Raw genomic sequence first — 24,056 nt, 5'->3', positions numbered from 1 at the left:
GCGGGCTGCTCCTGCCGTAAGGTGACCTGTCGTGGCTGTCGACTTCGAGACCGAGATCAAGCACCTGCGCACGACCATGGGGTCGGTGCGGGAGGTGTCCGACGTCCCTGCCCTCGAGGCGCAGATCGCGGAGCTCGAGCAGCAGGCCGCCGCCCCCGACCTCTGGGACGACCCCGAGTCCGCCCAGGTCGTCACCTCCAAGCTCTCCCGGGCGAACGCCGAGCTCGACCGGATCAATGCGATGGACGCGCGCATCGACGACCTCGAGGCGCTCGTCGAGCTCGGGACCGAGGAGGGCGACGCCGACACCCTCACCGAGGCCGAGGGTGAGTTGGCCAAGGTCGCCAAGGCGGTCGGCCAGCTCGAGGTGCGCACTCTGCTGTCTGGCGAGTACGACGAGCGCGAGGCCGTCGTGACGATCCGCGCCGGCGCCGGTGGCGTCGACGCCGCCGACTTCGCTGAGATGCTCATGCGCATGTACCTGCGCTGGGCCGAGCGCCACGGCTACCCGACGAAGGTCATGGACACCTCCTACGCCGAGGAGGCGGGCCTGAAGTCGGCCACCTTCGAGGTCAACGTCCCCTACGCCTACGGCAACCTCTCGGTCGAAGGGGGGACCCACCGTCTGGTGCGCATCTCTCCCTTCGACAACCAGGGCCGGCGCCAGACCTCCTTCGCCGCGGTCGAGGTCATCCCGCTCATCGAGGGCACCGACTCCATCGAGATCCCGGACAACGAGCTGAAGATCGACGTCTTCCGCTCCTCCGGTCCCGGCGGCCAGTCGGTCAACACGACCGACTCCGCCGTGCGCATGACGCACATCCCGACGGGCATCGTCGTGTCGATGCAGAACGAGAAGTCGCAGATCCAGAACCGCGCCGCCGCGCTGCGCGTCATGCAGTCGCGACTGCTCCTGCAGAAGAAGGCCGAGGAGGCCGCCGAGCGCAAGGAACTGGCCGGCGACGTCAAGGCCAGCTGGGGCGACCAGATGCGCTCGTACGTCCTCAACCCCTACCAGATGGTCAAGGACCTGCGGACCGAGCACGAGACCGGCAACCCCTCCGCCGTCTTCGACGGTGACATCGACGGCTTCATCGAGGCCGGCATCCGCTGGCGCATCGAGCAGGCCAAGTCCGAGGACTGATCCTCCCGCTCCGTGAGATGAGCGGCCGCCCGCGGCCGAGCCGCGGATGGGGAGTTCTCCCCGCTGCGTGATGCGCGCGATGCGCCTACGGTGGTCGACGGACCATCAGGGGGCGGCATGGACCCGAAGGGGACGGCCGTCAAGGCGACGGCCATCAGTCGTGAGGCCTGGGACGTCGTGCTCGACGCCGGGCGCCGGCCGGGGGCGTCGAGCGGCGTCTGGGCCGAGCTGGGTGAGCGGGGCATGGCGAAGGGGCGAGACCGGTCGACATGTCCCGAAGAAGAGCGACGACGTGTCCGAGGTCAGCGGCAGCAAGGTCGTGATCGTCAAGGATCCCAACATGCCCAAGGGCTACCGGATCCTGACCTCCCATCCCACACCGTGGAGAGGTTGCACATGTCACTGGAGGAGAAGTACCCCGCGCTGCGGAACCTGATGTCTGCCGGGTTCAACCAGGACTTCTGGGACATCGACGGGTCGCCCGAGGGCGTCGTCAGTGCCTTCACCCACAACCCCCTCTTCTGCGCCCGCATCCCCGGGGAGGTCGAGCGCCTCCTGTCAGAGTTTCGTGGCGAGGACCTGGACGACGCTCTCACGGCCATGGGCAACACCTACGACTACACCGAGGACGGCCTCACCGCGTCCCAGTGGCTGACTGCCGTCGCCGACCAGGTGAGGTCCGAAGTGCCCGATGTCGCCTACGTCGACGTGCTCTGGGGGAGGACGATCACCACCGTGGAGTGGCAGGGTCCGGTGGCCTTGGTCTCCGACGGTGTACGAGTGGTCTTCGAGTCGGGCGTGAGTTTCTACGCGGCTGATGATGGCGGGACTTCCGGCCCGGGTGAAGCAGCGCCAGGGCTGCAGCGTCTCGTCGGTGAGTCGATCTTGACCGCCTACGTGGCCGATCAGCGGTTGCGGCTCGGCACGGCCAACGTTGCGCTGGTCAGCGAGCCGTCGGAAGGGGCTGCCGGGTGGAGGATCGAACTCGATCCGGTCACCTCGTGAAGCGCCTGAAGATCAACGCGCATTGGACTGCTGCCTGACACGGTGAGGACGACACATGGATCTTGAGCTCGAGTACCCGGCGCTGGCCGACCTGCTGACGGGCGGCTTCAACCAGGACTACGAAGACATCTTCGGCGATGCGGAGGACGTCATCGCCATGTACACGGCGGACCCGGTGTTCTGCGCGCGGGTGCCTCGGGAGGTCGATCAACTGCTCTCGACCAACGCAGAGGTGCCCCTCGACGCGGTGCTTGCAGCCTTGCACAACGGGTACGCATACGAGGCCCACGGCCAGACCGGCCGAGACTTCCTTGGCATGGTCGCCGAGCGGGCTCTGGAGCGCGCGGTCGTCCCGGTCGCCCCGTATTCAGATCTGGTGGGTCAGCAGGTCAGCGCGGTGGTGGAGGGCCCGCCGGTGGGCGTGGTCGTCGGTGACACGGTGGTCGTTTTCACCTCCGGGATGATGTGCTCTGCGTCTGGGGGACGTGGTCTCACCGATGTCGACCAGGCACGTCTCGCGATCGGCCAGCCCGTGTTGTGGGTGGGGGAGAGCAACGGCAGGATCAGCATTGCCACGCCCCGGGTGCGGATGTTCACGCCAGCGGGTCCGGACGCGCCGGAGCCGTCCTTCGAGATCCGGCAGTCCGCGGGACAAGGGCTCCTGCGAAGGGAGGCGGACAACCGGTGAGGCGATTCGATGCCATGGAGGACCCCACGGTTGCAGCTTGGGTCAACGGACTCGAGCCGCCCGGGAACGTGGGCTTGTACGTCAAGTACAAGGTGGGAGTGGCTGGTCTTGTCGCTGTCGCAGACATCGCCTTCCCAGAGCTCATCGAAGTCGACGGGCTGGTGTTCATCAAGGCTCGATATTCGGGCTTCTCCCAGAAGACGCTCGATGACTGGCGTGAGCGTCTGGGAGACGATCGAGCAGCCTTGTCCCGTGTGGTCAACCACTTCGTTGTCTGGGACGAGCTCGAGGTGGAAGGGGAGGGCCCTGACGACAGCGACAACATGGCGGCTGAGTTCATCGCCGAGTGCTGGCGGGCGAGGGCAGCAGCCGACTTCCCTGACCGCAACATCGTCGTCGAAGTCATCGAGCAGTACGGGCCCACCGTGGTGATGTACGAACCGAACGCCTAGCGGGATGGGGCCAGATGCCATGAATGACGAACTCGGAGTCCTGGACAAGACATACTCGGCGCTCTTCGACACCTTCCTCAACGGTGCCGTCGAGGCTGCGGCCTTCCGGTCCCAGTTCTACGCGACGATGACATCGGACGCCCGCCTCGGGACGACGTTCGCTACGCGATCCTCCAGCGGGTCCTCTTCGGCCTCGAGGATCTCGTGCTCGATGCGGATCCTGCCCACGGCGAAGATCGCGATGACGACCAGATCGACGTGGTCGAGTTCCGTGAGATCGCGGCCAACGCCGCCCACGATCTCAAGCATCGACCCGACGACTGCGAGAGCAACCACACCGCCTGACCAGGGGCCCTAGCCTGACCTCATGCACCTGCAGCTCGCCGACGACGCCGATGGCCTGCGACTTGAGCTGGACGACGACGCCCGCCGCTTCCTGCGGGCCAACATCATCGAGGCCATGCAGGAGCTCGGCGAGGACGAGTACGACACCCGGACGGGGTTCACCCTCGAGGAGGCCCGCCAGGTCGCTGACCTTCTGCGCCCGGCCGTCCCGGGCGCCGCGAGCCCGTCCTGACCGCCACCTAACGCGCCGAGGTCACGCGGGTGTCACGGGCTCGCAGCGAAGCGACATATCCTGCAGGCGGCCGTTTGCCCCCCTTCGTCCGCGTAAGGCCCCGAGCACCTGATGATCCGTTTCGAGAACGTCACCAAGAGATATCCCAACCAGAGTCACCCCGCGCTCGACGAGATCGATCTCAACATCGACCGCGGGGAGTTCGTCTTCATCGTCGGTGCCAGCGGCTCGGGCAAGTCCACGCTCATGCGCCTGGCGATCCGCGAGGAGGTCGTCACCTCCGGGCGTCTGCTCGTCGGCGGCCACGACCTGCGCCGCATGCCGCAGCGCAAGGTGCCGCAGTTGCGCCGCCAGGTGGGCACGATCTTCCAGGACTTCCGCCTGCTGCCCAACAAGACCGTGCAGCAAAACGTCGCCTTCGCCCTGCAGGTCATCGGCCGCCCGCGCCGCGCGATCCGCGCCCTCGTCCCCGAGACCCTCGAGCTCGTCGGCCTCGCCGGGATGGAGAAGCGCATGCCGCACGAGCTCTCCGGTGGTGAGCAGCAGCGCGTCGCGATCGCCCGTGCGGTGGTCAACAAGCCGCCGGTGCTCCTCGCCGACGAGCCCACGGGCAACCTCGACCCCGCGACAAGCCTCGAGATCGTCAAGCTGCTGCGTCGCATCCACGACTCCGGCACGACGATCGTCATGGCCACGCACGACAACGTGATCGTCGACGAGATGCAGAAGCGGGTCGTCGAGCTCGAGGACGGCATCATCATCCGCGACGAGGAGGGCGGCAGCTACGTGCCCAAGGTCGTCGACTCCCGTGACCGCGACGAGCGTGAGGCCGAGCGCCACGACGACCACCACGACGAAGGGGAGGTCCCGCCTCCCGACGACCGCCCGATCGGTGAGGTGCATGCGATGGACGACTGGGACGACGACGCGGAGGACCTGCTGCGATGAAGCCCTCCGTCTTCGCCGACGCCTGGGACGGCCTGCGGCGCAACAAGTCGATCGCCGTGTCGGTGATCCTCGTGACCATGATCTCGCTCTACCTCCTCGGCGTCGGCCTGCTCGCGCAGCGCCAGGTCGATGCGATGAAGGGCTACTGGTACGACCGCGTGCAGGTCTCGGTCTACATGTGCACCGACACCAGCGCGCAGCCCAACTGCTCGACCGGCGCGGCCACCCAGGACCAGAAGGAGTCCGTCGCCGCCCAGCTCGAGGAGATGCGCCCGCTCGTCAAGGACGTCTACTACGAGTCCGAGGAGGAGGCGTACAAGCGCTTCAAGCAGGACTACAAGAACTCCCCGCTCGCCGGTCACATCCGCGTCGGTGACATCCCGCCGAGCTATCGCGTGCAGCTGTCCGACCCCGAGGAGTTCGAGACCGTCGCCTCGGCCTTCGAGGGCGCCCCGGGTGTGGCGAGCGTGCCCAACCTGCGCGAGGTCTTCTCCCCGCTCTTCCGGGCGATCAACATCATCACCGCCGTCATGGTCGGGCTCGCGGCACTGACCCTCGTCTCCGCCGTGCTGCTCATGGCGACGACCATCCGGCAGGCGGCCTTCACCCGTCGCCGCGAGATCGCGATCATGAAGCTCGTGGGTGCGTCGAACCGCACCATCCGCACACCCTTCATCATCGAGACGGTCGCGTCGGGCCTCATCGGGGCGGTGATGGCGATCGGCCTGCTCTGGGTGTCGGCCTGGGCCCTCTTCGACAGATATCTCCTGCAGGAGAACTCCGGGACGGCGTTCATCTCGTCCAACGACGTGTGGGTCATCGCCCCCTTCCTGCTCGTCGGCGTCGTCGTCCTGGCGGTCGGCACGTCGACCGTCACCCTCTGGCGCTATCTCAAGGTCTGAGTCGGGCCACGCCGAGGTCCCCCGGGGTGCTGTTCACCGGGGGACTTCGCGTCTACCGTTGGCCTCGATGCCTCGCCCTGCCCGTCGCCTTGTCTCTCGCCGAGCCCGCGCCCTCACCGGTGCGGCCCTCGTCGTGTGCCTCGCGTCCGGTGCGGGCTACGCCTTCGCCGCGGACCCCGACCCGCAGGACCAGAAGAAGGCCGTCGACGGCAAGCTCTCCGACGCCCGCGTCGACCTGCACGAGACCTCGCAGGACCTCGTCAGCGCCTACACCCGCCTGAAGTCGACCCGGGCCAAGCTGCCCGGCGCCCGCAGTGCCGCCAAGGCCGCGGAGGACGCCGAGACGACGGCGAAGGGGGAGTACGACGACGCGGTCGCCGCCTACGACCTCGCCAAGGCCAACGAGGACAAGGCGGAGAAGGACCTCAAGGAGACCAGCTCCAAGATCACCAGCTCCCGGCGCGCGGTCGCCGGCTTCGCTGGCGAGGTCTACCAGCAGCAGGGTCTGGGCAGCATGTCGGTGGCCGTGGGCAGCGAGGACCCGGGCGCCTTCGTCGACAAGATGATCATGGCCGAGTCCGTCGGCGACACGCAGAGCTCGGCTCTCGAGGAGCTGAGCACCTCGAGAGCCAACCTCGTCTCGACCGGCGACAAGCTGTCGGCCCTGCGCAAGAAGACCAGTGACGCCAAGGCGACCAAGGAGAGCAAGCTCTCCGCCGCCCGCACCGCGAGCGACCGCGCCGACCGCAAGCAGCGCACTCTCGAGACCCTCGAGAGCGACCAGACGAGCGCCGCCGCCGACCTGCGCGACGCGAAGCGCGAGGACCAGCGGCAGGTCGACAGCCTCCAGGCGCAGTCGGACAAGCTCACCAAGATCCTCGAGGAGCGGGCCCGCAAGCAGCGCATCCGCGAGGCCGCGATCCGCAAGGCCCGCGAGGAGCAGGCCCAGCGCGAGGCCGATGCCCGGGCCCGTGCCGCACGGTCGGCACCCTCGACCGACACGACCTCCGACGACACGAGTTCCGACTCCGGGGGCGCCTCGGCGCCCGACCCCAACCCGCCGGCCCCGACGAGCAGCGGTGTCCTCCAGGCGCCGAGCAATGCCCCGGTGAGCTCGGAGTTCGGCCTGCGCTTCCACCCGATCCACCAGACCTGGCGCCTGCACGCCGGCCGTGACTACGCGGGGGCGTGCGGTTCGCCGGTCTACGCCGCCGACAGCGGCACGATCATCTCCGCCCTGCCGCCGAGCTCGACCGGTGGCTACGGCAACCAGATCGTCATCGACCACGGCGTCAAGCGGGGCACCTCGCTCGCGACGACCTACAACCACCTGCAGTCCTTCGCGGTCCGCAGCGGTCACGTCTCGCGCGGCCAGGTCATCGGCTACGTCGGCACGACCGGCACGTCCACCGGCTGCCACCTGCACTTCGAGACCCGGGCCAACGGCACCCCGGTCGACCCCCGCGGCTGGCTCTGACCCCCCTTCGGGCACAAAACCGGTGGTGGACCGGTTGTCCCCTCGGGGTACCGTGACCCCTCGACCACCACGAGCAGCGAAGGGGGAGACCACCATGGCCAAGAAGACCGAGCAGGGCGAGCTCGTCGTCGCGCGCAACCGCAAGGCACGCCACGACTACCACATCGAGGACACCTACGAGGCGGGTCTCGCCCTCATGGGGACCGAGGTCAAGGCGCTGCGCATGGGCCGGGCCAGCCTCGTCGACGGCTTCGCGATCTTCTACGGCGACGAGCTGTGGCTCGAGGGCGTGCACATCCCCGAGTACGTCCAGGGCACGTGGACCAACCACACGCCGCGCCGCCGCCGCAAGCTCCTGCTCCACCGGGCCGAGCTCGACAAGATCATGGTCAAGGCGCAGGGGAGCGGGCGGACCATCGTGCCGCTGTCGCTGTACTTCAAGAACGGCCGGGTCAAGGTCGAGATCGCCCTTGCGACGGGTAAGAAGGCCTACGACAAGCGGCACACGCTGCGCGAGCGGCAGGACCGCCGCGAGGCCGAGCGGGCGATGTCCGACCAGTTCAAGCGTCGCCGCTAGGGAATGTGTTTGGACCCGGCCACCGTTGAGTCCATACTGAGTGACCACAACTGAACAGCGTGACGTGTCCATCCCATGGGGGTGATCGGTTTCGACATTGGCCGGTCCTTCAGGGGAAGCGGGTCGAGGATGCACGGTCATCTCGTCAACGCCCCGTGCAAACCCAATAGGTGCCAATTCCAAGCGCACCGACTTCGCCCTCGCCGCCTGAGCGAGCCCGAAGTCCGTTGGCCTAGGTGTGATCTCGACCTAGATCCCAGCGTCAGCTAGAGATCTTGCTGCGATGTCAGGTCACGGGACATCGCGGGACTCCTACGTGACTGGGCCTGTCGGGGAACGTGTGCGCGCGAGCCCCGGGGCCGAGAAAATCCATAGCGCACTGCACCCGGAGAAGCCCTGTTTGTCTGCCAGTGGACGCGGGTTCGATTCCCGCCACCTCCACCATCTTGGCCACGTCGCGCATCCCTTCGAGACGCTTGCTGCGCAAGCTCCTCAGGGAACGGAGGAATGCCGAAGGGCGGGACCGTTGCGGTCCCGCCCTTTGGCCATGTCTGTGGTCAGCCGATCACTTGAAGGCGTCCTTGACCTTCTCGCCGGCGGCCTTGAGGTCGCCCTTGGTCTCCTGGACCTGGCCCTCGGCCTGCAGGTCCTCGTTGTCGGTGGCGTCGCCCGCGGCACCCTTCGCCTTGCCGGCGAGCTGGTCCTTGGCGTTCTCGATCTTGTCGCCGATGCCCATGCGTCCTCCTGATGTGGTGGGTGGTCCTCCAGCCCACCACAGATCGAGGGTGCGCACCACCCCCTTCGCGCCGGATCAGGGCGAAGGGAGGTGACCTCGCGGGATCAGCCCTGCGAGGTCTCGCGGGCGGCGACCTGCGCCTTGACCTCGTCCATGTCGACGTCCTGGACGGCGTCGAGGAGCTGGTCGAACTGCGCCTTGGGCAGCGCGCCGGCGCTCTGGTGCAGCAGGATGCCGTCGCGGAAGGCCATGAGGGTCGGCACGGAGGAGACATTGGCCATCGAGGCCAGCTCCGGGTTGTCGTCGATGTCGACCTTGCCGAAGGTGATGTCCTCCCGGGTGTCCGCCGCAGCCTCGAAGACCGGGGCGAACTGACGGCACGGGCCGCACCAGCTCGCCCAGAAGTCGACGATGACCGTTCCCTCGCCGGTGACGGCGGAGCGGAAGCTCTCGAGATCCAGATCGGTGATCTTGCTCATGACTTCCACTGTAGGACGGTCCGGCGTGCGAGGCCCCATCGGCCGTGTGCTGTGCTGGCCCGATGACCTCCACGCCCACGCGCCGGCTGATCGTGCCGGCGATGCTCGTGGCCGCCCTCGCCCTCCAGGTCGCCGTGCTCTACGCACCCGAGGCGCCCGGCCCCCCGTCGCCGATTCCCCACGGGGACAAGGCGGTCCACGCGCTGGTCTTCGCCCTGCCGGTGCTCGTCGCCGGTCTGGGACGAAGGGGGTGGTGGCACCTCGTCGCGCTGGTGTGCGCCCTGCACGCTCCTGTGAGCGAGATCATCCAGCACGTCGTGCTGCCGCACCGCTCCGGTGACCCGTGGGACGTCGCCGCCGACCTCGTCGGCGTCGGCGCCGCCTCAATAGGGGTACTATTAGTGGTTCGGCGACCGCGTCGTCGCCGCCTCTAGGAACTCGCACGATCGCACTCGACCTCGGATGTCGCCCGCGCCTGCGTTGCGTGTTCGCCCATCCACCTCCCCCTGAGCGAGAGAGTCGACCCGTGCCTGCGAAGAAGAAGCCCCGCTGGACCACTGCCCAGAAGAATGCTGCCAAGAAGAAGGCCGTGACCAAGGGCCCGAAGAAGCCCTATCACCGCGGCCAGGCTCCGACCGAGGCCCCCCGGGGCAAGGACCGCTGGCGCGACCGCGACGACGTGCCCGCCGGCGACCGCCCCAAGCGGGTGCGCCGCGACGGCACCGAGGACCGGGGCCAGCGCACCTGGGAGCGCCGCGAGGACCGCGGCGGTCGGCGAGACGACCGGGGCGGCTACCAGCGCCGCGATGACCGCGGTGACCGCGGCTTCCAGCGTCGCGATGACCGCGGTGACCGCGGCTTCCAGCGTCGTGAGGACCGGGGCGAGCGCGGCTTCGAGCGTCGTGACCGTGATGACCGCGGTGGCTACCAGCGTCGTGACGACCGCTCCGAGGAGCGCGGTGGCTACCAGCGTCGTGACGACCGCGGTGACCGCGGCTTCCAGCGTCGTGACGACCGCGGTGACCGCGGCTTCCAGCGTCGTGACCGTGATGACCGTGGTGGCTACCAGCGTCGTGACGACCGGGGTGAGCGGCGCCGGGGAGCGGCCCCGCGCTTCGAGCGCGAGCAGCAGCGTCGCGGCTTCGCGCCGCGCGTCGAGCAGGTCGAGGACCCGGACGTGCTGCGCCAGGAGGCCGACACCTGGACCTCCTCCGCCCGCACCTCGCTGAGCGGACCCGTCGCGATCGCCGAGGACAACGGCTTCGCCGCGCTCGGTCTGCCCGAGGTGCTCGTGGAGCGGCTCGCCCGCGATGCCATCACCACCCCCTTCGCCATCCAGGCCGCTGCGATCCCCGACGCCCTCGCGGGCAAGGACGTGCTCGGCCGCGGGCAGACCGGCTCGGGCAAGACGCTGGCCTTCGGCCTGCCCATGCTCGCCCGCCTCGCCGGCGGTCGGGCCCGCAGCCGCAAGCCGCGCGGTCTCGTCCTCGTGCCGACCCGTGAGCTGGCCATGCAGGTGAGCGACTCGCTCGAGCCGCTCGTCCACGTGAGCGGGCTGCGGATCAAGCTCGTCGCCGGTGGCCTGTCCTACACCGGTCAGACCGCGGCGCTCGACAAGGGCGTCGACGTGCTCATCGCCACCCCGGGCCGCCTCGTCGACCTGCTCGACCGCGGCGCCCTGACCCTCGACGAGGTCGAGGTCGCGGTGCTCGACGAGGCCGACCACATGGCCGACATGGGCTTCCTGCCCGACGTCACCCGCATCCTCGACGACTGCGCGCCCGACGGTCAGCGGCTGCTCTTCTCGGCGACCCTCGACCGTGGTGTCGGCGACCTCGTCGAGCGCTACATGGACGACCCGGTGACCCACAGCACCGACGAGGCCGCGGCGAGTGTCTCGACGATGGACCACCACCTGCTGCTCATCGAGCCGAGCATCAAGAAGCAGATCACCGCCCGGATCGCCTCGCGCCCCGGCCGCACGGTGATCTTCGCCCGGACCAAGCTCGGCTGCGAGCGGATCGCCGGCGAGTTGCGCGACGCCGGTGTGGCCGCGGCGCCGCTGCACGGCGGGCTGAGCCAGTCGCAGCGCAACAAGACGATCGGTGCCTTCCGCACCGGGGCGCTGCCCGTGCTCGTCGCGACCGATGTCGCCGCGCGCGGCATCCACGTCGACAACGTGTCGCTCGTCATGCAGGTCGACCCGCCCGGCGACCACAAGGACTACCTCCACCGCGCGGGCCGCACCGCGCGGGCCGGCGAGGCCGGCGTCGTCGTGACGCTGGTCCTGCCGCACCAGCGCAAGGAGGTCATCCGGATGGCCGAGCAGGCCGGCATCGAGGCGCGGCCCACGAAGACCGCGCTCGACGACGAGTCCCTCAGCGCGATGGGTGCCACCGAGCCCAGCGGCGAGCCGATCTCCGACGCCGACTTCCGCAAGCTCGTCGACCCCAAGCCGGCGCGTCGCCACTCGGGCACCCGTGGTCCCCGCGGCGCACGCGACCACCGTGGCGGCGGCCGCGGAGGACGTGGCGGTGCCGGCGGCGGTCGTGGTGGCCGACAGGGTGGTCACCGGGGTCGCCCGCGCGACTAGGGTCGGACCATGGACTCCTCGCTCGCCGGCAAGCTGCTCGTGGCGACGCCCGACCTGACGGACGACCTCTTCGCCCGCAGCGTCGTGCTCGTCCTGCAGCACGACGACGAGACGGCCGAGGGCATCATCCTCAACCGTCCGCTCGACACCCCCGTCGACGACGTCCTGCCGGGCTGGCAGGCCGGGGCGAGCGCGCCCCAGCGCGTCTTCCAGGGCGGCCCGGTCCAGCTCGACTCGGCGATCGGCATCGCCGGGCTGCCCGGCGACGAGGAGCCGCCGCCGGGCATGAAGCGTCTCTTCGGTGCGATCTCGCTCGTCGACCTCGACTCCCCGCAGGAGATCGTCTGGCCGCAGGTGAGCGCCCTGCGCATCTTCGCCGGGTACTCCGGCTGGAGCGCCGACCAGCTCGCCGGCGAGCGGGCGCGCGGCGGCTGGTACGTCGTCGACGCCGAGGTCGGTGACGTCTTCGACGGCGAGCCGGCCACGCTGTGGCGCCGCGTGCTGCGACGCCAGGGTGGCTCGCTCGGCTGGGTCTCGACCTATCCCTCGGACCCCGACCTCAACTGACCCTTCGAGACGGTCGCTGCGCGACCTCCTCAGGGAGCGGGGAAGACGGCCAGGGACGGCTCGGCAGCGTTGCTGTCACCCGTCGGCCTTGGCGCCACCTGGTTGCCCGGATAAGGGGGACCAGGTGACACCAACGCCGTCAGGCTGACCGGGAGACCCGCGCGGCGGCCGGCGGGCCCTCGCAGGGGAAGTGGAGCGGGGCGCGTCCTACGATGGAGGGCATGAGCACGCCTGCCGACCCCAGTCAGCCCGGAGGCCCGATCGCCGAGCCCGGTGGCCCCTCGACGTCGACCTCGGTCCTCGAGCGCACCGAGCCGACGCCGCAGCTGGCCGAGCCGGGTGACCACGAGCGGTTCAGCCACTACGTGCGCAAGGAGAAGATCCTCGAGAGCGCCCTCTCCGGCGAGCCGGTCAAGGCGCTGTGTGGCAAGACGTGGGTGCCCGGGCGCGACCCGGAGAAGTTCCCCGTCTGCCCGATCTGCAAGGAGATCTACGACGGTCTGCGCGACCCCCAGGACGGCGAGGACTGATCGGCGACGTGGGCTCCTTCTACCGGCAGGTCGACGAGCGCACCTTCGACTCCCTTCGCGCCACGGCCGGTCCGTGGTCGCCGCACGCCCAGCACGCCGGCCCACCAGCCGCGCTGCTCGCGCGGGCGATGGAGCGCCACGAGCCCGCGCCGGGGACGCGGCTCGCGGACGTCCGCCTGGACATCCTCGGCCCGATCCCGGTCGCGCCGCTGACCGTCGACGTCACCGTGCTCCGCGGCGGCCGCTCGATGCAGCTGCTCGAGGCGACGGCCAGCGCCGACGGGCGACCCGTGGCGATCGCCCGCGGCTGGCGCATCGTGCGGGCCCCCGACGACTTCCCCCGGCTCACGGGTCTGCGCGAGAGCGGCACCGACCCGGTGCCCGAGGCTGCCGACGACTCGTCGCGGCTGGAGCTGCCCGGCATGCACGCCGACGGCTACCTCAGCGCCATCGAGTGGCGCTTCGTCTCCGGGGGAGTGGGCACCGGCGGCACCGCCGTGGCCTGGGGCCGGCAGCTGGTCCCGCTGCTGCCCGACGAGGAGCCGAGCCCGTGGGAGCGGGCCCTCGTCCTCGCCGACTCCGGTGGCGGCATCACCCTGACCGTCGACCCGCGGCAGCACACCTACATCAACTGCGACCTGCACGTCGTGCTCGACCGCGACCCCGACGGCGAATGGGTGCGCATGAGCTCCCAGGCGCTCGCGAGCCCCGGCCACGGCGGCACCGTCCACACGACGCTCGCGGACCAGCACGGTGACCTGGGCACCGGGGTGCAGACGATGGTGCTCCAGGACGCGCGGTCCTGACCCCGGCCGTTTGTGAGGTCGTCACCCCGGCGATCTAAGGTGACCCTGCGATGAGTCAGTCTGCTGCGTCCCACCTGTCACCCGCCTTCCCCCGGAGGGCCGCGTGGGGTACCGCCGGAGCGCTGCGCGCCTGGCAGGCCGACGCCCTGAAGAAGTACCTCTCGTCGGGCGCACCCGACTTCCTCGCCGTCGCGACGCCCGGCGCCGGCAAGACGACCTTCGCCCTGCGCGTGGCGACCGAGCTCCTGACCGCCGGCGAGGTCACCGCCGTGACCGTCGTGGCGCCGACCGAGCACCTCAAGACCCAGTGGGCCGACGCGGCCGCCCGCGTCGGCATCCACCTCGACCCGAAGTTCTCCAACACCACCGCGGTGACCTCGAGCGACTACGACGGGGTGGCCGTCACCTACGCCCAGGTGGCGTCCCGCCCTTCGGTCCACGAGGACCGGACGAAGGCCGAGCGCACGCTCGTCATCCTCGACGAGATCCACCACGGCGGCGACAACAAGTCGTGGGGCGACGGGATCCGGCAGGCCTTCGAGCCGGCCACGCGGCGGCTCTCCCTCACGGGGACGCCCTTCCGCTCCGACACCAACCCCATCCCCTTCGTCGGCTACGAGTACGGCGAGGACGGGATCCTGCGCTCCAGCAGCGACTACGCCTACGGCTACTCCGACGCGCTGCGCGACGGCGTCGTCCGACCGGTGCTCTTCATGGCCTACGGCGGGGCGATGCGCTGGCGCACCCGCGCCGGCGACGAGGTGGCCGCACGGCTCGGCGAGCCGATGACCAAGGACCTCGTGGCCCAGGCCTGGCGCACCGCGCTCGACCCGAAGGGGGAGTGGATCCCCTCGGTCCTCGCCGCCGCCGACAAGCGCCTGACCGAGGTCCGGCGCGGCGTGCCCGACGCCGGCGCCATGGTCATCGCGACCAACCAGACCCAGGCCCGCGCCTATGCCCGCATCCTCACCGAGCTCACGGGGGAGAAGCCGACCGTCGTCCTCTCCGACGACAACGGCGCGTCGCAGAAGATCGAGGACTACTCCGCGAGCACCTCGCGCTGGCTCGTCGCCGTGCGCATGGTGAGCGAAGGGGTGGACGTGCCCCGGCTGTGCGTCGGCGTCTACGCGACCTCGACGTCGACGCCGCTCTTCTTCGCGCAGGCGGTCGGGCGCTTCGTGCGGGCCCGTGCCCGCGGCGAGACCGCGAGCGTCTTCCTGCCGAGCGTTCCGGTGATCCTCGCCCACGCGGGCACCCTCGAGGAGCAGCGCGACCACGCCCTCGACCGGCCCGAGGCGGCGCAGGACGAGGCGCCGCTGTGGTCCGAGGAGGAGGGCATGCTCGCCGCGGCCAACCGTGACGAGGGCGCCAGCGACGACCTGCTCGGCAGCTTCGAGGCGCTGGAGTCGGACGCGCACTTCGACCACGTGCTCTACGACAAGCAGCAGTTCGGCCTGCACGCCGAGGTCGGCTCCGAGGACGAGCAGGACTACCTCGGGCTGCCCGGGCTGCTCGAGCCCGACCAGGTGCACGCCCTGCTCAGCGAGCGGCAGACGAAGCAGTCCAAGAAGACCGGCCGCACCCGCCAGGACCAGGACGCCCCGATCGCTGCCCACCGGGCGCTCGCGGCCCAGCGCAAGGAGCTCAACAAGCTGGTGGCCGCCTATGCGACGAAGACCGGCTCCCCGCACGCCAACATCCACATGGACCTGCGGCGTGCGTGCGGCGGGCCCGAGCTCGCCCAGGCGACGAGCGAGCAGGTGACCGAGCGGATCGAACGGATCCGCCGCTGGTTCGTCGGGCGGCGCTGACATGACCCCGGCGGCCAGGGGGCGCGCCGGCACGTGGTTCTTCCTCGTGCTCGGTCCGGTCTTTGCCGCGTCCTACGCCTGGCTGGCGCTCGACAACGCGCTGCCCGGGCTCCTCGCCGGCGTGCCGGTCGCGCTCGCCGGCACCGGCCTCCTCACGCTCGCGCAGGTGCGCTGGCACCGCATGGCCGAGCCCGACGGCCAGGGCTGGCTCAGCGCGGCTGGCATCGCGCTGGTCGTCGGCTCGATCTGGGCCGCCTTCATGACGTCGAACGCGCTGGCGTGACGGCTCGCAGCTTCTGGCGCGGCGTGTGGGCCGACGACCGGCACGGGTTCGCCTTCGTCCTGGGCATGTGCGTCTTCTGGTTCGGGCCGCTGCTCTTCGGAGCCATCGCCCTCATGGCGCCGGGCACGATCTGGACGATGCTCGGCGGCGCCGTGATGGCCTTCGCGGGGTGGGTCCTCGCGTGGGTCGTGATGATCGGCAGGGCGCGAAGGGCGGCGCCCGGGGGCGACGTGGACCTCACCCCGACCCGGCCGATGCTGCTGCCCGCGGCGCTCATGGTCGGCGGCGTGGTCGTCTGCCTCCTGTCCTTCTGACCACCCGACGTCCCCCTATCGGGGCGGTGGCGCGGGCATCATGGGGACATGACCGTCTTCGCGTGGATCCTCGTGGCCCTGGGCGTGCTCGTGCTCGTCCTGACCCCGCTCCGGCTGCGGCGCTCGAAGGGCGAGCGCGGGATGACCGACTTCTCCGGGTGGGTGCTCAACGCCCACTCGATCACGCTCTTCATCGGCCTGGGGCTCATCTCGCTCCGGCTGCTCGACGTGCACACGTCGACGGCCGCGGCCTGGCTGGCCATCATCTGCATGGTCATCGCCTCGCTCATCGGCCTGAGCTTCCTCGGCCGGTGGCGTCGGACCGGCTCGCGGCACTCCGAGGCCTTCCAGGGCGACTCGTGGACCCGCGGGCCCTGGCTGTCGCAGATCGCGCACATCGGGGTGATGGTCGGGACGATCATCCTCGCCTGGATGCTGCTCGCCGACAAGATCTGAGAGAGCGCAGCCCACGGCCGGCCCGCGCTCACTGCCGGTGCGCGGCCGCCTCGACGAGGGGGCCGGTGCGCATCTCCATGTGGGTCACGAGGCAGATCGAGGTGCTCGCCCGCACGACATGCACGTCGTCGATGATCATGTCGATGACCCGCCCCAGGTCGGCGTTGTCCGTCGCGACGATGCGGATGATGAGGTCGCCGACGCCCGTCGTGCTGTGGATCTCGAGGACCTCCGGGATCGCCGTCAGGTGGTCGACCACGGCCTGGTGGCCGAGGCGCTGGCGGATCTCGAGGGTGCACAGGGCGGTGACCGGATAGCCCAGGGCCGCCGGGTCGATCGTCGGGGCCAGGGTGCGGATCACCCCCTTCGTCCTGAGGCGGTCGAGACGGGCCTGGACCGTCCCGCGGGCCACCCCGAGCTCACGGGAGGCGCCGAGGACACCGATCGTCGGGCTCGCGGACAGCAGGGCGATGAGGCGGGCGTCGAGGTCGTCGACGACCCGGGACGGCGTGGGCACGGTGCTCATGTGCAGATTGTCCCGTGAGTCATCGTGGACTAGCAACATATTGCGCAGCGTGTGCAGACGGATGAGGTGCCGTTGCACACCCTCCGCGACGCCGTCATCCTGACGCCATGTCCAACACCGCGGTTGAACTCACCAGGCAGGAGCGCGAGGCCGAGCTCGACCTCGACCAGCTCAAGCAGCTCGTCGGGCTCGTCGAGTACGACGAGGAGCGCGATCCCTTCCCCGTCACGGGCTGGGACGCGATCGTCTTCGTCGTCGGCAACGCGACGCAGACGGCGCACTACTACCAGAGCGCTTGGGGCATGGAGCTCGTCGGCTACTCCGGCCCCGAGCACGGCAACCGCGACCACAAGGCCTTCGTCCTCAAGTCCGGCTCGATCCGCTTCGTCGTCAAGGGCGCGGTCAGCCCCGACAGCCCGCTCATCGCCCACCACGCCAAGCACGGCGACGGCGTCGTCGACATCTCCCTCGAGGTGCCCGACGTCGACAAGTGCATCGCCCAGGCCAAGGCGGCCGGCGCCACCGTCCTGCAGGAGCCCGAGACGGTGAGCGACGAGCACGGCTCGGTGCGCATCGGCGCGATCGCGACCTACGGCGAGACCCGGCACACCCTCGTGCAGCGCACCGTCGACGGCCGGACCTACGGCGGGGCCTACCTGCCGGGCTACGTCGAGCGCTCCTCGGCCTTCGTCAAGCGCGATGGCGCCCCCAAGCGGCTCTTCCAGGCCCTCGACCACATCGTCGGCAACGTCGAGCTGGGCAAGATGGACGAGTGGGTCGCCTTCTACAACCGGGTCATGGGCTTCGTGAACATGGCCGAGTTCGTCGGTGACGACATCGCGACCGAGTACTCGGCGCTGATGTCGAAGGTCGTCGCCAACGGCAACCACCGCGTGAAGTTCCCCCTCAACGAGCCCGCGATCGCGAAGAAGAAGTCGCAGATCGACGAGTACCTCGAGTTCTACACCGGCCCCGGCGCGCAGCACCTGGCGCTCGCGACGAACGACATCCTGCGCACGGTCGACGAGCTGACCAAGGAGGGCGTCGAGTTCCTCGACACCCCCGACGCCTACTACGACGACCCCGAGATGCGTGCGCGCATCGGTGAGGTCCGCGTGCCGATCGAGGAGCTGAAGGCGCGCAAGATCCTCGTCGACCGCGATGAGGACGGCTACCTGCTGCAGATCTTCACCAAGCCGCTGGGGGACCGGCCGACGGTCTTCTTCGAGATCATCGAGCGGCACGGCTCGCTCGGCTTCGGCAAGGGCAACTTCAAGGCGCTCTTCGAGTCCATCGAGCGCGAGCAGGACAAGCGCGGCAACCTCTGAGTCGTCACCGGACGTCGCTGGTGCGGGAGCGGGGAGTGGTTGGTCCACCCCCCGCTCCCGCACTGTTGTCGCCGAGACCGCGCGGATAGGATGAGGTAACCCTCACCTCACCCGGGAGACCTCATGGACCAGCCCTTGTCGACGGCCCTGCGGACCGAGACCGCGTCGGCCCACGAGGACGCCGAGGGGTCGGCCTTCGTCGAGCAGCTCATGGGCGGACTCGCCTGTCGCCCGGCCTTCGTCGCCCTGGTGGCGCAGCAGCTGGTCATCTACCGCGCGCTGGAGGAGGTGCTGTGGTCGGAGTACGCCGACCACCCCTTGCTGTCGCCCGTCATGGACCACCGCCTCGACCGCGTGCCCTCCCTCGAGCAGGACATGCGCTTTTTCGCCGGCGACGGCTTCGAGGCGCGGCTGGCGACGGGGGAGATCCACGTCGTGCCGGCGGCGGCGGACTACGCGACCGGGCTGCGTGAGGGGCACACCCCGGAGGCGATGCTCGCCCACCACTATGTGCGCTACCTCGGTGACCTCTCGGGCGGGCAGATCATCGCGCGGATGGTCCAGCGCCACTACGGCATCGCGCCCGAGGGGCTGAACTTCTACCACTTCGAGCAGATCCCCAAGCCCAAGCCCTACAAGGACGCCTACCGCGCCGCGCTCGACTCCCTCGAGGTCGACGAGCCGACCCGCCGGCGCAGCCTCGACGCGGCGGTCGACAGCTTCGAGCTCAACCGGCGGGTCTTCGCGGACCTGGGTGCGGCGCGTGCCCCGGAGCATGCTGCCGCCGGTGCCCCCACGTGACCTGGTCCCAGTTCCTGCCCACCTTCGGCGGGCTGTTCGTCATCGTCATGCTGCGGGCCAATGCCACCTACTGGCTCGGACGTGGTGCCGCCGCCGGTGGCCGCCGCTGGAGTGGGGCCGAGCGCGAGGCCGCTCCCGCGTGGCGGAAGGCCCGCGAGCTCGTCAACCGCTGGGGCCCGATCGCCGTCGTCCTGTGCTTCTTCACGGTCGGCATCCAGACCGCCGTCAACGCGACCGCGGGCCTCACGCGCATGCCCCTGCGCCGCTACCTGCCCGCAGTGACCCTCGGGTCGATCGTCTGGGCGACGATCTACGCGACCATCGGCCTGGCTGCGGCGCGGGCATGGCTCGCGGCTGCGGCCCGCTCGCCGGTCGGCGCCACGCTCGCCGCCGTCGCGGTCGTCCTCGCGGTGGTCGCGATCGTCTGGGCCCGCAGCCGACGCCATCGCGTCGACTCGTCCCACACCGCCGACTCGGGCGTGCTGCGGGACGAGTCGAGCGCCATGAGATCGTGAGGGCATGAGCACCCCCGAGCGCGCCGGCTGGTACGACGACCCCGACGACGACTCCCGGCTGAGGTACTTCGACGGCATCATCTGGAGCGACCGCACCGAGCCCAAGCAGACCCGGCAGCCGCGACCTCCGGCGGGCCCCACGAGCGGTGGTGACCCGACCGGATCGCCGTCTGCCGGCGCATCGGGCGGCCCGGCGGCCGGGCAGCCTCGACCCGGGACGGACGTCTTCGGCCGGCCCACCCCGACCGAGACCCACGGTCAGTGGCAGGGTCACGGCCAGTGGCAGGGGCAGCACCAGTGGCCGGGCCACGGTGGCCACCAGCCCGCTGGCCACGGCTACGCCCAGCCCGAACCGACGACGGCCGACGGGCAGCCGCTGGCGAGCTATGGTCCGCGGGTCGGCGCCTACATCGTCGACGGCCTGATCGTCGCGGTGCTCAACCTGCTCGTCGCCGGCTGGGCCTGGTGGCTGTGGCTGGCGGACTACTGGAACTTCGTCTACGACGCCGCCTTGCGCGGCGACCAGGGCGCCATCGAGGGCCTGACCCCCGGTGAGCTCACCGCGATGTTCGACTGGACCTACTTCTTCATCGCAACCGGACTGTCGCTCCTGGTCCAGTGCGTCTACCACGTCGGCTTCCTCAGGGCGCGCAACGCGACGCCCGGCAAGATGATGCTCGGGCTGTCGGTGCGCCGCGTCGACCAGCCCGGGCGCCTCGCGGTGGGCACGGCCTTCATGCGGATGCTGCTGCCCCTGGGCGTGGGACTGCTGTCGATGGTGCCCCTGCTGAGCTATCTCGTCTTCTTCGTCACGCTCGCCGACCTGCTATGGCCGCTGCGGGACCCGCGTCGGCAGGCGCTGCACGACAAGATCGCCGGCACCCAGGTCGTGCGGGGGCGTCAGCCGCGCTGAGCGGCGTCGGCGCCGTCGCCGTAGTGCAGCAGGACCGCGCGGATCAGCGCGCCCATGCGGCTGCGCTCGGGGACGAGCGGCTCGACCCCCTTCGCTCGTAGCGGCGCGGCGGTGACCGGACCGACGGCCGCGACGAGCAGATCCTCCTCGCGGGTGCGGCGCACGATCTCGTCGGCGACCCCGGCCTCCTCGGCGGCGGCCCACCACGAGGCGACGGCCGGTGCCGAGGTGAAGACCACGACGTCGACCCGGCCGTCCGCCGCGTCCCGGGTCGAGGCCGTCACCGCCGCGGGGTTCGGCGCGGGACCCCAGCGGTAGACGACGAAGGGAGCGACCCTGGCCCCGGCCTGTGCCAGGGCGTCGTCGATGCCGTCGGAGCCGCTGCCGTGGTGCTGGACCGCCACGGTCGTGCCGGCGACGCCCCGCTCGAGCAGGTGCTCGATGATCTCCGCGGCGGTCTCCGACTCGGCGACCCAGTCGGCGCGCAGACCGCGGGAGATGAGCGCGCCCTTGGCCTTCGGCCCGCGAGCGACGACGTAGGCGTCGGCCAGGGCCCGGCGCAGGTCCTCGTCGAGCCCGGCGACCTCGGCGGCCTCCATCCACCCGCGCAGGCCGGCCCCCGTGGTGATGACCAGGGTGTCGGGCGGGTCGGCGATCAGGGCGCGGGTGTCGTCGACGAGCTGCTCGTCGTCGCTGTGGTGGACGATCGTCATCGCGGGTGCGTGGTGGATCGTTGCGCCCCGCCGGGCGAAGGCATCGGCGAGGTCGTCGCTGCGGCGGTCGGCGGTGATCAGGACGGTGCGCCCGGCCATGACCGGGGGGAGGCCGCTCACGAGCCGTCCGTCGTGGCCCCGGCGGCCGCCATCTCCGCGAGCGCGTCGCGAGTCGTCTCGGGGGCGACACCGGCGATGGCGTCGGTGAGCAGCCGCACGGCGAATCCCTCGCGCAGCGCGTCCAGGACCGTGGCCCGCACGCAGTGGTCGGTCGCGATGCCGGCCACGTCGAGGTCGGTGATGCCGTGGTGGCGCAGCCACGCGCTCAGGCCGGTGCGACCGTCGCCGGCGCTGATGCCCTCGAAGCCGCTGTAGGCCGCGTCCGTCATCCCCTTGCGGAAGACCTCGTCGACGTGGGCCAGCGCGGGCTCGAGCGCGGGGTGGAAGTCGGCGCCCGGGGTGTCGGCAGCGCAGTGGACCGGCCAGGTCGTCGCGTAGTCGGGCTCGCCGTCGGTGGCCCAGTGCTCGCCGGGGTCGTGGTGCCAGTCGGCCGTGGCGACCACGGCCGCGTAGTCGCGGTGCCCGAGGTCGTGGCCCTGCCAGTCGTCGAGCACGCGCTCAGCCGCCCGTGCGGCGACTGCGGCTCCACCCGTCACGGCGAGGGAGCCCCCTTCGCAGAAGTCGTTCTGGATGTCGACGAGGACGAGTGCGCGGCCCATGCCAGTGAAGGATGCCATGCCGCTCAGCCGAAGAGGCTCCAGAAGCCGTCGAAGGCCGTGATCGTCGCGGGGGACTCGACCGTGACCGCCGTGGCGAGGAAGGCCGCCCTGCCCGTCGCCGGATCGGCGTAACCGATGGTGCCGAGCCCGCCGGCCCAGCCGATGACGCCCGTGGAGCGCACCTCGACGGCAAGGCCCCAGTCGCTGTCGGGCTCGACGAACCCCGCTGCGGTGCGCCGCTGCTCGTCGGTGAGCGACCCGGTGCGCAGGGCCGCGAGGGACGCGGGCGACAGGACCGTGGGTCCGCCCACGAGAGAGTGCAGGAAGGCCAGCTGGTCGGGCACGGTCGAGACGAGTCCGGTGGCGAGCGAGGCACAGGCAGGCGGCTCGACGTAGGTGCCCGCCGGGAGCTCGACGGGCTTGATCCCTCCCTCCTCGGGAGCCAGCGGTGGCGCGAGACGGCCGGGGTCGGCGGTGTAGCCCGTGCCCGTCATCCCGAGCGGCCGCAGCACGTGCTCGGCGAGCAGCTCGGGGACGCTCGACCCGGTGGCCCGGGCGAGCAGGACCCCGAGGACGTCGCTTCCCGTGTGGTAGCGCCAGGCCGTGCCCGGCTGGTCGGCCAGCGGCAGGCTGCCGAGTCGCCGCACGAAGTCGTCGGGTGACATGGGCGGGCACCAGGGGCCGGGGGCGACCTGCTCACGGGCGAGGGCATCGGCGAGGGGGCCGGGCTCGCTCACCCAGCCGAAGCCCGGGGTCATCGTCAGCAGGTGCCGCAGCGTGATCGGTCGCTCGGCGGGGACGGTGGCGGACAGATCGGCCGAGGGGTCGACGAGCACCCTCGGGTCGGCCAGCTCGGGCAGCCACGCCGCCACGGGGTCGTCGAGGGTGAGGACGCCGAGCTCGACCAGGCGCAGTGCGAGGACGCCACCGATGGGCTTGGTGCACGAGCTGAGGGCGACCTGGGTGTCCCGCGTCATCGGTGCTCCGCCGGGGGAGCGGGCCCCACCCACGCGCAGGCGGGCTCCGTCGGCATCCGCCACGCCGACCGCCCAGCCCGCGAGCTCGCCGGCACCCTGCAGCCGGTCGAGGGTGCGGGTGAGGTCCTCGAGTGCGTTCATCGCCCCACCGTGGCACGGATCTGCCGGGCGCGGCGAAGGGGGAGCGGCCCCCTTCGGCAGCACACTGGAGCCATGACCTCGTGCACGATCCCCGACCTCCCCGAGCTGCACCCGACGCTGGCCCACCGCTTCAGCCCGGTGCGCTTCCGGGAGGACGCCGTGGTCGAGCGCGCGCACGTCGAGACGATGCTCGAGGCCGCTCGGCGGGCGCCCTCCGCGGGCAACTCGCAGCCGTGGCGCTTCGTCGTGGGGGTGCGGGGGGACGACGTGCACGAGCGCATCGTGCGCCACCTGGCCCGTAGCTCAGGGGCGTGGGCGCCCGCCGCGTCGGCGATCGTGGTCAACCTCGCCGTGGTGGGCATCGAGGACGCGCCGGGCTGGGAGTACTCGGAGTTCGCGACCTATGACCTCGGTCAGGCGGTGGCGCACATGTGCGTCCAGGCGCTGACCATCGGGCTGGACAGCCACCAGTTCCGGGCCTTCGACCGCGAGGGGGTGGCGGCGGAGCTTGCCGTCCCGCCGCACCTCGAGGTCGTCTCGATGACGGCCTTCGGCGTGGCCGATCATCGCCCGGGCGAGATCCCGTCACCCGGGACCAGTCGGGAGCGGCTCGCTCTCGAGGAGATCGTCTGGCTCGAGGCCGACGACGGGGCCTGATCAGTCCCGGGCGGCCAGCTCACCGTCGGACCTCAGCACGCAAAACAGGTTGCCCTCCGGGTCGACGAGGGTCACCCACCCGGTGCCGGGACCGTAGTGCCCGCGAAGGTCGGCGTGGAGGCTCGCGCCGTGGGCGAGCAGGCGCTCGACCTCCTCGGCCTGCGTCAGGTCGGTCGGCCGCAGGTCGTAGTGCATCTTGGTCTTGCCCGGCGTGGGGTCCGGGACCTCGATGAAGAGCACCCTGTGCCCCGTGACCGGGTCGACGAGCATGCACTCCTCGTGCCCGGGGCGGTTGGGGTCGCCGGGCACGTCGGTGTAGCCGATGACGCCCTTCCACCACTCGCTGAGGGCGTAGGCGTCGCGGCAGTCGAGGGTGGTGTGCGAGATGCGGGAGGTCATCCGCTCACCCTCGCGGCAGGTC

32 protein-coding genes and 1 other RNA gene are annotated in these 24,056 nt (G+C 70.8%); 25 read left to right on the top strand and 8 right to left on the bottom strand.

All coding sequences use genetic code 11. The annotated features are described in order from the left end of the window. Positions 1-31: 31 nt before the first annotated feature. Genes prfB through NMQ01_RS10950 form a run of 5 tightly spaced genes read left to right on the top strand, consistent with a single transcriptional unit; the run spans position 32 to position 3,289 of the window. A complete protein-coding gene (prfB, locus tag NMQ01_RS10965) occupies positions 32-1,144 on the top strand; it encodes a peptide chain release factor 2 (RefSeq protein WP_255183964.1) in 1,113 nt (370 codons plus the stop codon). Between the two features lie 46 nt (positions 1,145-1,190). Further along, a complete protein-coding gene (locus tag NMQ01_RS15970; protein WP_369694810.1) occupies positions 1,191-1,580 on the top strand; it encodes an RNase A-like domain-containing protein in 390 nt (129 codons plus the stop codon). Further along, positions 1,541-2,149 carry a contact-dependent growth inhibition system immunity protein gene (locus NMQ01_RS10960; RefSeq protein WP_255183963.1) on the top strand — a complete coding sequence of 203 codons (609 nt, stop codon included), beginning with the start codon at positions 1,541-1,543 and terminating at the stop codon, positions 2,147-2,149. The genes NMQ01_RS15970 and NMQ01_RS10960 overlap by 40 nt, the downstream gene beginning before the upstream one ends. Positions 2,150-2,204: 55 nt before the next feature. Next, positions 2,205-2,837 (top strand): contact-dependent growth inhibition system immunity protein, encoded by a 633-nt coding sequence (locus NMQ01_RS10955; protein WP_255183962.1) that lies wholly within the window; start codon positions 2,205-2,207, stop codon positions 2,835-2,837. Further along, complete coding sequence (locus tag NMQ01_RS10950; RefSeq protein ID WP_255183961.1) at positions 2,834-3,289, top strand: hypothetical protein; 456 nt, start codon at positions 2,834-2,836, stop codon at positions 3,287-3,289. The genes NMQ01_RS10955 and NMQ01_RS10950 overlap by 4 nt, the downstream gene beginning before the upstream one ends. A 117-nt stretch (positions 3,290-3,406) precedes the next feature. On the opposite strand, the gene NMQ01_RS10945 is transcribed toward NMQ01_RS10950, so the two are convergent. Then, a complete protein-coding gene (locus NMQ01_RS10945; protein WP_255183960.1) occupies positions 3,407-3,598 on the bottom strand; it encodes a hypothetical protein in 192 nt (63 codons plus the stop codon). A gap of 58 nt (positions 3,599-3,656) precedes the next feature. On the opposite strand from NMQ01_RS10945, the gene NMQ01_RS10940 reads away from it, so the two are divergent. The 6 genes from NMQ01_RS10940 (at position 3,657) to ssrA (ending at position 8,214) form a co-directional block, all read left to right on the top strand. Then, positions 3,657-3,866, top strand: a complete 210-nt coding sequence (locus NMQ01_RS10940; protein ID WP_255183959.1) for a hypothetical protein — start codon at positions 3,657-3,659, stop codon at positions 3,864-3,866. A gap of 111 nt (positions 3,867-3,977) precedes the next feature. Beyond that, positions 3,978-4,814 (top strand): cell division ATP-binding protein FtsE, encoded by an 837-nt coding sequence (gene ftsE, locus NMQ01_RS10935; protein ID WP_255183958.1) that lies wholly within the window; start codon positions 3,978-3,980, stop codon positions 4,812-4,814. Continuing rightward, positions 4,811-5,716 (top strand): permease-like cell division protein FtsX, encoded by a 906-nt coding sequence (gene ftsX / locus NMQ01_RS10930; protein ID WP_255183957.1) that lies wholly within the window; start codon positions 4,811-4,813, stop codon positions 5,714-5,716. Before ftsE ends, ftsX begins: the two co-directional genes overlap by 4 nt. Positions 5,717-5,783: 67 nt before the next feature. After that, positions 5,784-7,193: a M23 family metallopeptidase gene (locus NMQ01_RS10925; protein WP_255183956.1), complete on the top strand. Its 1,410-nt coding sequence runs from the start codon at positions 5,784-5,786 to the stop codon at positions 7,191-7,193. 94 nt (positions 7,194-7,287) lie between these two features. Further along, on the top strand, positions 7,288-7,770 hold the full coding sequence (gene smpB, locus NMQ01_RS10920; RefSeq protein ID WP_255183955.1) for an SsrA-binding protein SmpB: 483 nt from the start codon (positions 7,288-7,290) through the stop codon (positions 7,768-7,770). Between the two features lie 77 nt (positions 7,771-7,847). Beyond that, positions 7,848-8,214: a transfer-messenger RNA gene (gene ssrA / locus NMQ01_RS10915) on the top strand. 121 nt (positions 8,215-8,335) lie between these two features. Here ssrA and NMQ01_RS10910 read toward each other — a convergent pair. Next, complete coding sequence (locus NMQ01_RS10910; RefSeq protein WP_255183954.1) at positions 8,336-8,506, bottom strand: CsbD family protein; 171 nt, start codon at positions 8,504-8,506, stop codon at positions 8,336-8,338. A gap of 104 nt (positions 8,507-8,610) precedes the next feature. Next, positions 8,611-8,985 carry a thioredoxin gene (gene trxA / locus NMQ01_RS10905; RefSeq protein ID WP_255183953.1) on the bottom strand — a complete coding sequence of 125 codons (375 nt, stop codon included), beginning with the start codon at positions 8,983-8,985 and terminating at the stop codon, positions 8,611-8,613. 62 nt (positions 8,986-9,047) lie between these two features. On the opposite strand from trxA, the gene NMQ01_RS10900 reads away from it, so the two are divergent. The 9 genes from NMQ01_RS10900 to NMQ01_RS10860 all read left to right on the top strand — a co-directional run bounded on the left by NMQ01_RS10900 (position 9,048) and on the right by NMQ01_RS10860 (position 16,345). Continuing rightward, positions 9,048-9,419, top strand: coding sequence for a VanZ family protein (locus tag NMQ01_RS10900; RefSeq protein ID WP_255183952.1), 372 nt, complete (start codon positions 9,048-9,050; stop codon positions 9,417-9,419). 92 nt (positions 9,420-9,511) lie between these two features. Next, complete coding sequence (locus NMQ01_RS10895) at positions 9,512-11,578, top strand: DEAD/DEAH box helicase (protein ID WP_255183951.1); 2,067 nt, start codon at positions 9,512-9,514, stop codon at positions 11,576-11,578. 9 nt (positions 11,579-11,587) lie between these two features. Beyond that, the gene (locus NMQ01_RS10890; RefSeq protein ID WP_255183950.1) at positions 11,588-12,145 is read left to right on the top strand and encodes a YqgE/AlgH family protein; all 558 of its coding nucleotides are present in this window, start codon (positions 11,588-11,590) and stop codon (positions 12,143-12,145) included. A gap of 221 nt (positions 12,146-12,366) precedes the next feature. After that, positions 12,367-12,675 (top strand): DUF3039 domain-containing protein, encoded by a 309-nt coding sequence (locus NMQ01_RS10885; RefSeq protein WP_255183949.1) that lies wholly within the window; start codon positions 12,367-12,369, stop codon positions 12,673-12,675. 8 nt (positions 12,676-12,683) lie between these two features. Beyond that, positions 12,684-13,481 carry a thioesterase family protein gene (locus NMQ01_RS10880; RefSeq protein ID WP_255183948.1) on the top strand — a complete coding sequence of 266 codons (798 nt, stop codon included), beginning with the start codon at positions 12,684-12,686 and terminating at the stop codon, positions 13,479-13,481. A 50-nt stretch (positions 13,482-13,531) separates the two neighbouring features. Beyond that, on the top strand, positions 13,532-15,292 hold the full coding sequence (locus NMQ01_RS10875; RefSeq protein ID WP_255183947.1) for a DEAD/DEAH box helicase: 1,761 nt from the start codon (positions 13,532-13,534) through the stop codon (positions 15,290-15,292). A gap of 1 nt (position 15,293) precedes the next feature. Further along, positions 15,294-15,575 (top strand): hypothetical protein, encoded by a 282-nt coding sequence (locus tag NMQ01_RS10870; RefSeq protein ID WP_255183946.1) that lies wholly within the window; start codon positions 15,294-15,296, stop codon positions 15,573-15,575. Then, positions 15,572-15,889 (top strand): hypothetical protein, encoded by a 318-nt coding sequence (locus NMQ01_RS10865; RefSeq protein ID WP_255183945.1) that lies wholly within the window; start codon positions 15,572-15,574, stop codon positions 15,887-15,889. Before NMQ01_RS10870 ends, NMQ01_RS10865 begins: the two co-directional genes overlap by 4 nt. A gap of 48 nt (positions 15,890-15,937) precedes the next feature. Then, on the top strand, positions 15,938-16,345 hold the full coding sequence (locus tag NMQ01_RS10860) for a hypothetical protein (protein ID WP_255183944.1): 408 nt from the start codon (positions 15,938-15,940) through the stop codon (positions 16,343-16,345). A 28-nt stretch (positions 16,346-16,373) separates the two neighbouring features. Here the strand turns inward: NMQ01_RS10860 and NMQ01_RS10855 are convergent, their stop codons facing one another. Then, positions 16,374-16,871 carry an Lrp/AsnC family transcriptional regulator gene (locus tag NMQ01_RS10855; protein WP_255183943.1) on the bottom strand — a complete coding sequence of 166 codons (498 nt, stop codon included), beginning with the start codon at positions 16,869-16,871 and terminating at the stop codon, positions 16,374-16,376. 107 nt (positions 16,872-16,978) lie between these two features. Between NMQ01_RS10855 and hppD the strand changes: the two genes are divergently transcribed. From hppD to NMQ01_RS10835, 4 genes are all read left to right on the top strand, one after another. Beyond that, positions 16,979-18,199, top strand: a complete 1,221-nt coding sequence (gene hppD, locus NMQ01_RS10850; protein WP_255183942.1) for a 4-hydroxyphenylpyruvate dioxygenase — start codon at positions 16,979-16,981, stop codon at positions 18,197-18,199. Between the two features lie 123 nt (positions 18,200-18,322). Further along, positions 18,323-19,000, top strand: coding sequence for a heme oxygenase (biliverdin-producing) (locus NMQ01_RS10845; RefSeq protein ID WP_255183941.1), 678 nt, complete (start codon positions 18,323-18,325; stop codon positions 18,998-19,000). Next, positions 18,997-19,515, top strand: coding sequence for a DedA family protein (locus NMQ01_RS10840; RefSeq protein ID WP_255183940.1), 519 nt, complete (start codon positions 18,997-18,999; stop codon positions 19,513-19,515). Before NMQ01_RS10845 ends, NMQ01_RS10840 begins: the two co-directional genes overlap by 4 nt. 4 nt (positions 19,516-19,519) lie before the next feature. After that, entirely contained in the window at positions 19,520-20,428 is a 909-nt protein-coding gene (locus NMQ01_RS10835; protein WP_255183939.1) for an RDD family protein, read from the top strand. Here the strand turns inward: NMQ01_RS10835 and NMQ01_RS10830 are convergent. From NMQ01_RS10830 to NMQ01_RS10820, 3 genes are read right to left on the bottom strand one after another with little or no spacing between them, the layout of a single operon-like run. After that, positions 20,416-21,261: a uroporphyrinogen-III synthase gene (locus NMQ01_RS10830; protein ID WP_255183938.1), complete on the bottom strand. Its 846-nt coding sequence runs from the start codon at positions 21,259-21,261 to the stop codon at positions 20,416-20,418. The two genes, NMQ01_RS10835 and NMQ01_RS10830, sit on opposite strands and share 13 nt — an antisense overlap. Then, positions 21,258-21,878 (bottom strand): isochorismatase family protein, encoded by a 621-nt coding sequence (locus NMQ01_RS10825; RefSeq protein ID WP_303707749.1) that lies wholly within the window; start codon positions 21,876-21,878, stop codon positions 21,258-21,260. Before NMQ01_RS10825 ends, NMQ01_RS10830 begins: the two co-directional genes overlap by 4 nt. A 5-nt stretch (positions 21,879-21,883) precedes the next feature. After that, positions 21,884-22,978 (bottom strand): serine hydrolase, encoded by a 1,095-nt coding sequence (locus tag NMQ01_RS10820; protein ID WP_255183937.1) that lies wholly within the window; start codon positions 22,976-22,978, stop codon positions 21,884-21,886. A gap of 72 nt (positions 22,979-23,050) precedes the next feature. Between NMQ01_RS10820 and NMQ01_RS10815 the strand changes: the two genes are divergently transcribed. Beyond that, positions 23,051-23,635, top strand: coding sequence for a nitroreductase family protein (locus NMQ01_RS10815; protein ID WP_255183936.1), 585 nt, complete (start codon positions 23,051-23,053; stop codon positions 23,633-23,635). Here the strand turns inward: NMQ01_RS10815 and NMQ01_RS10810 are convergent, their stop codons facing one another. Beyond that, positions 23,636-24,034 carry a VOC family protein gene (locus NMQ01_RS10810; RefSeq protein WP_007928179.1) on the bottom strand — a complete coding sequence of 133 codons (399 nt, stop codon included), beginning with the start codon at positions 24,032-24,034 and terminating at the stop codon, positions 23,636-23,638. Positions 24,035-24,056 lie beyond the last annotated feature (22 nt).

The sequence above is a fragment of the Janibacter sp. CX7 genome (genome assembly GCF_024362365.1).
Lineage (GTDB): Bacteria > Actinomycetota > Actinomycetes > Actinomycetales > Dermatophilaceae > Janibacter.
Note: the sequence above shows the minus strand (reverse complement) of the source record. Positions and strands in the feature narration are given on the sequence as shown.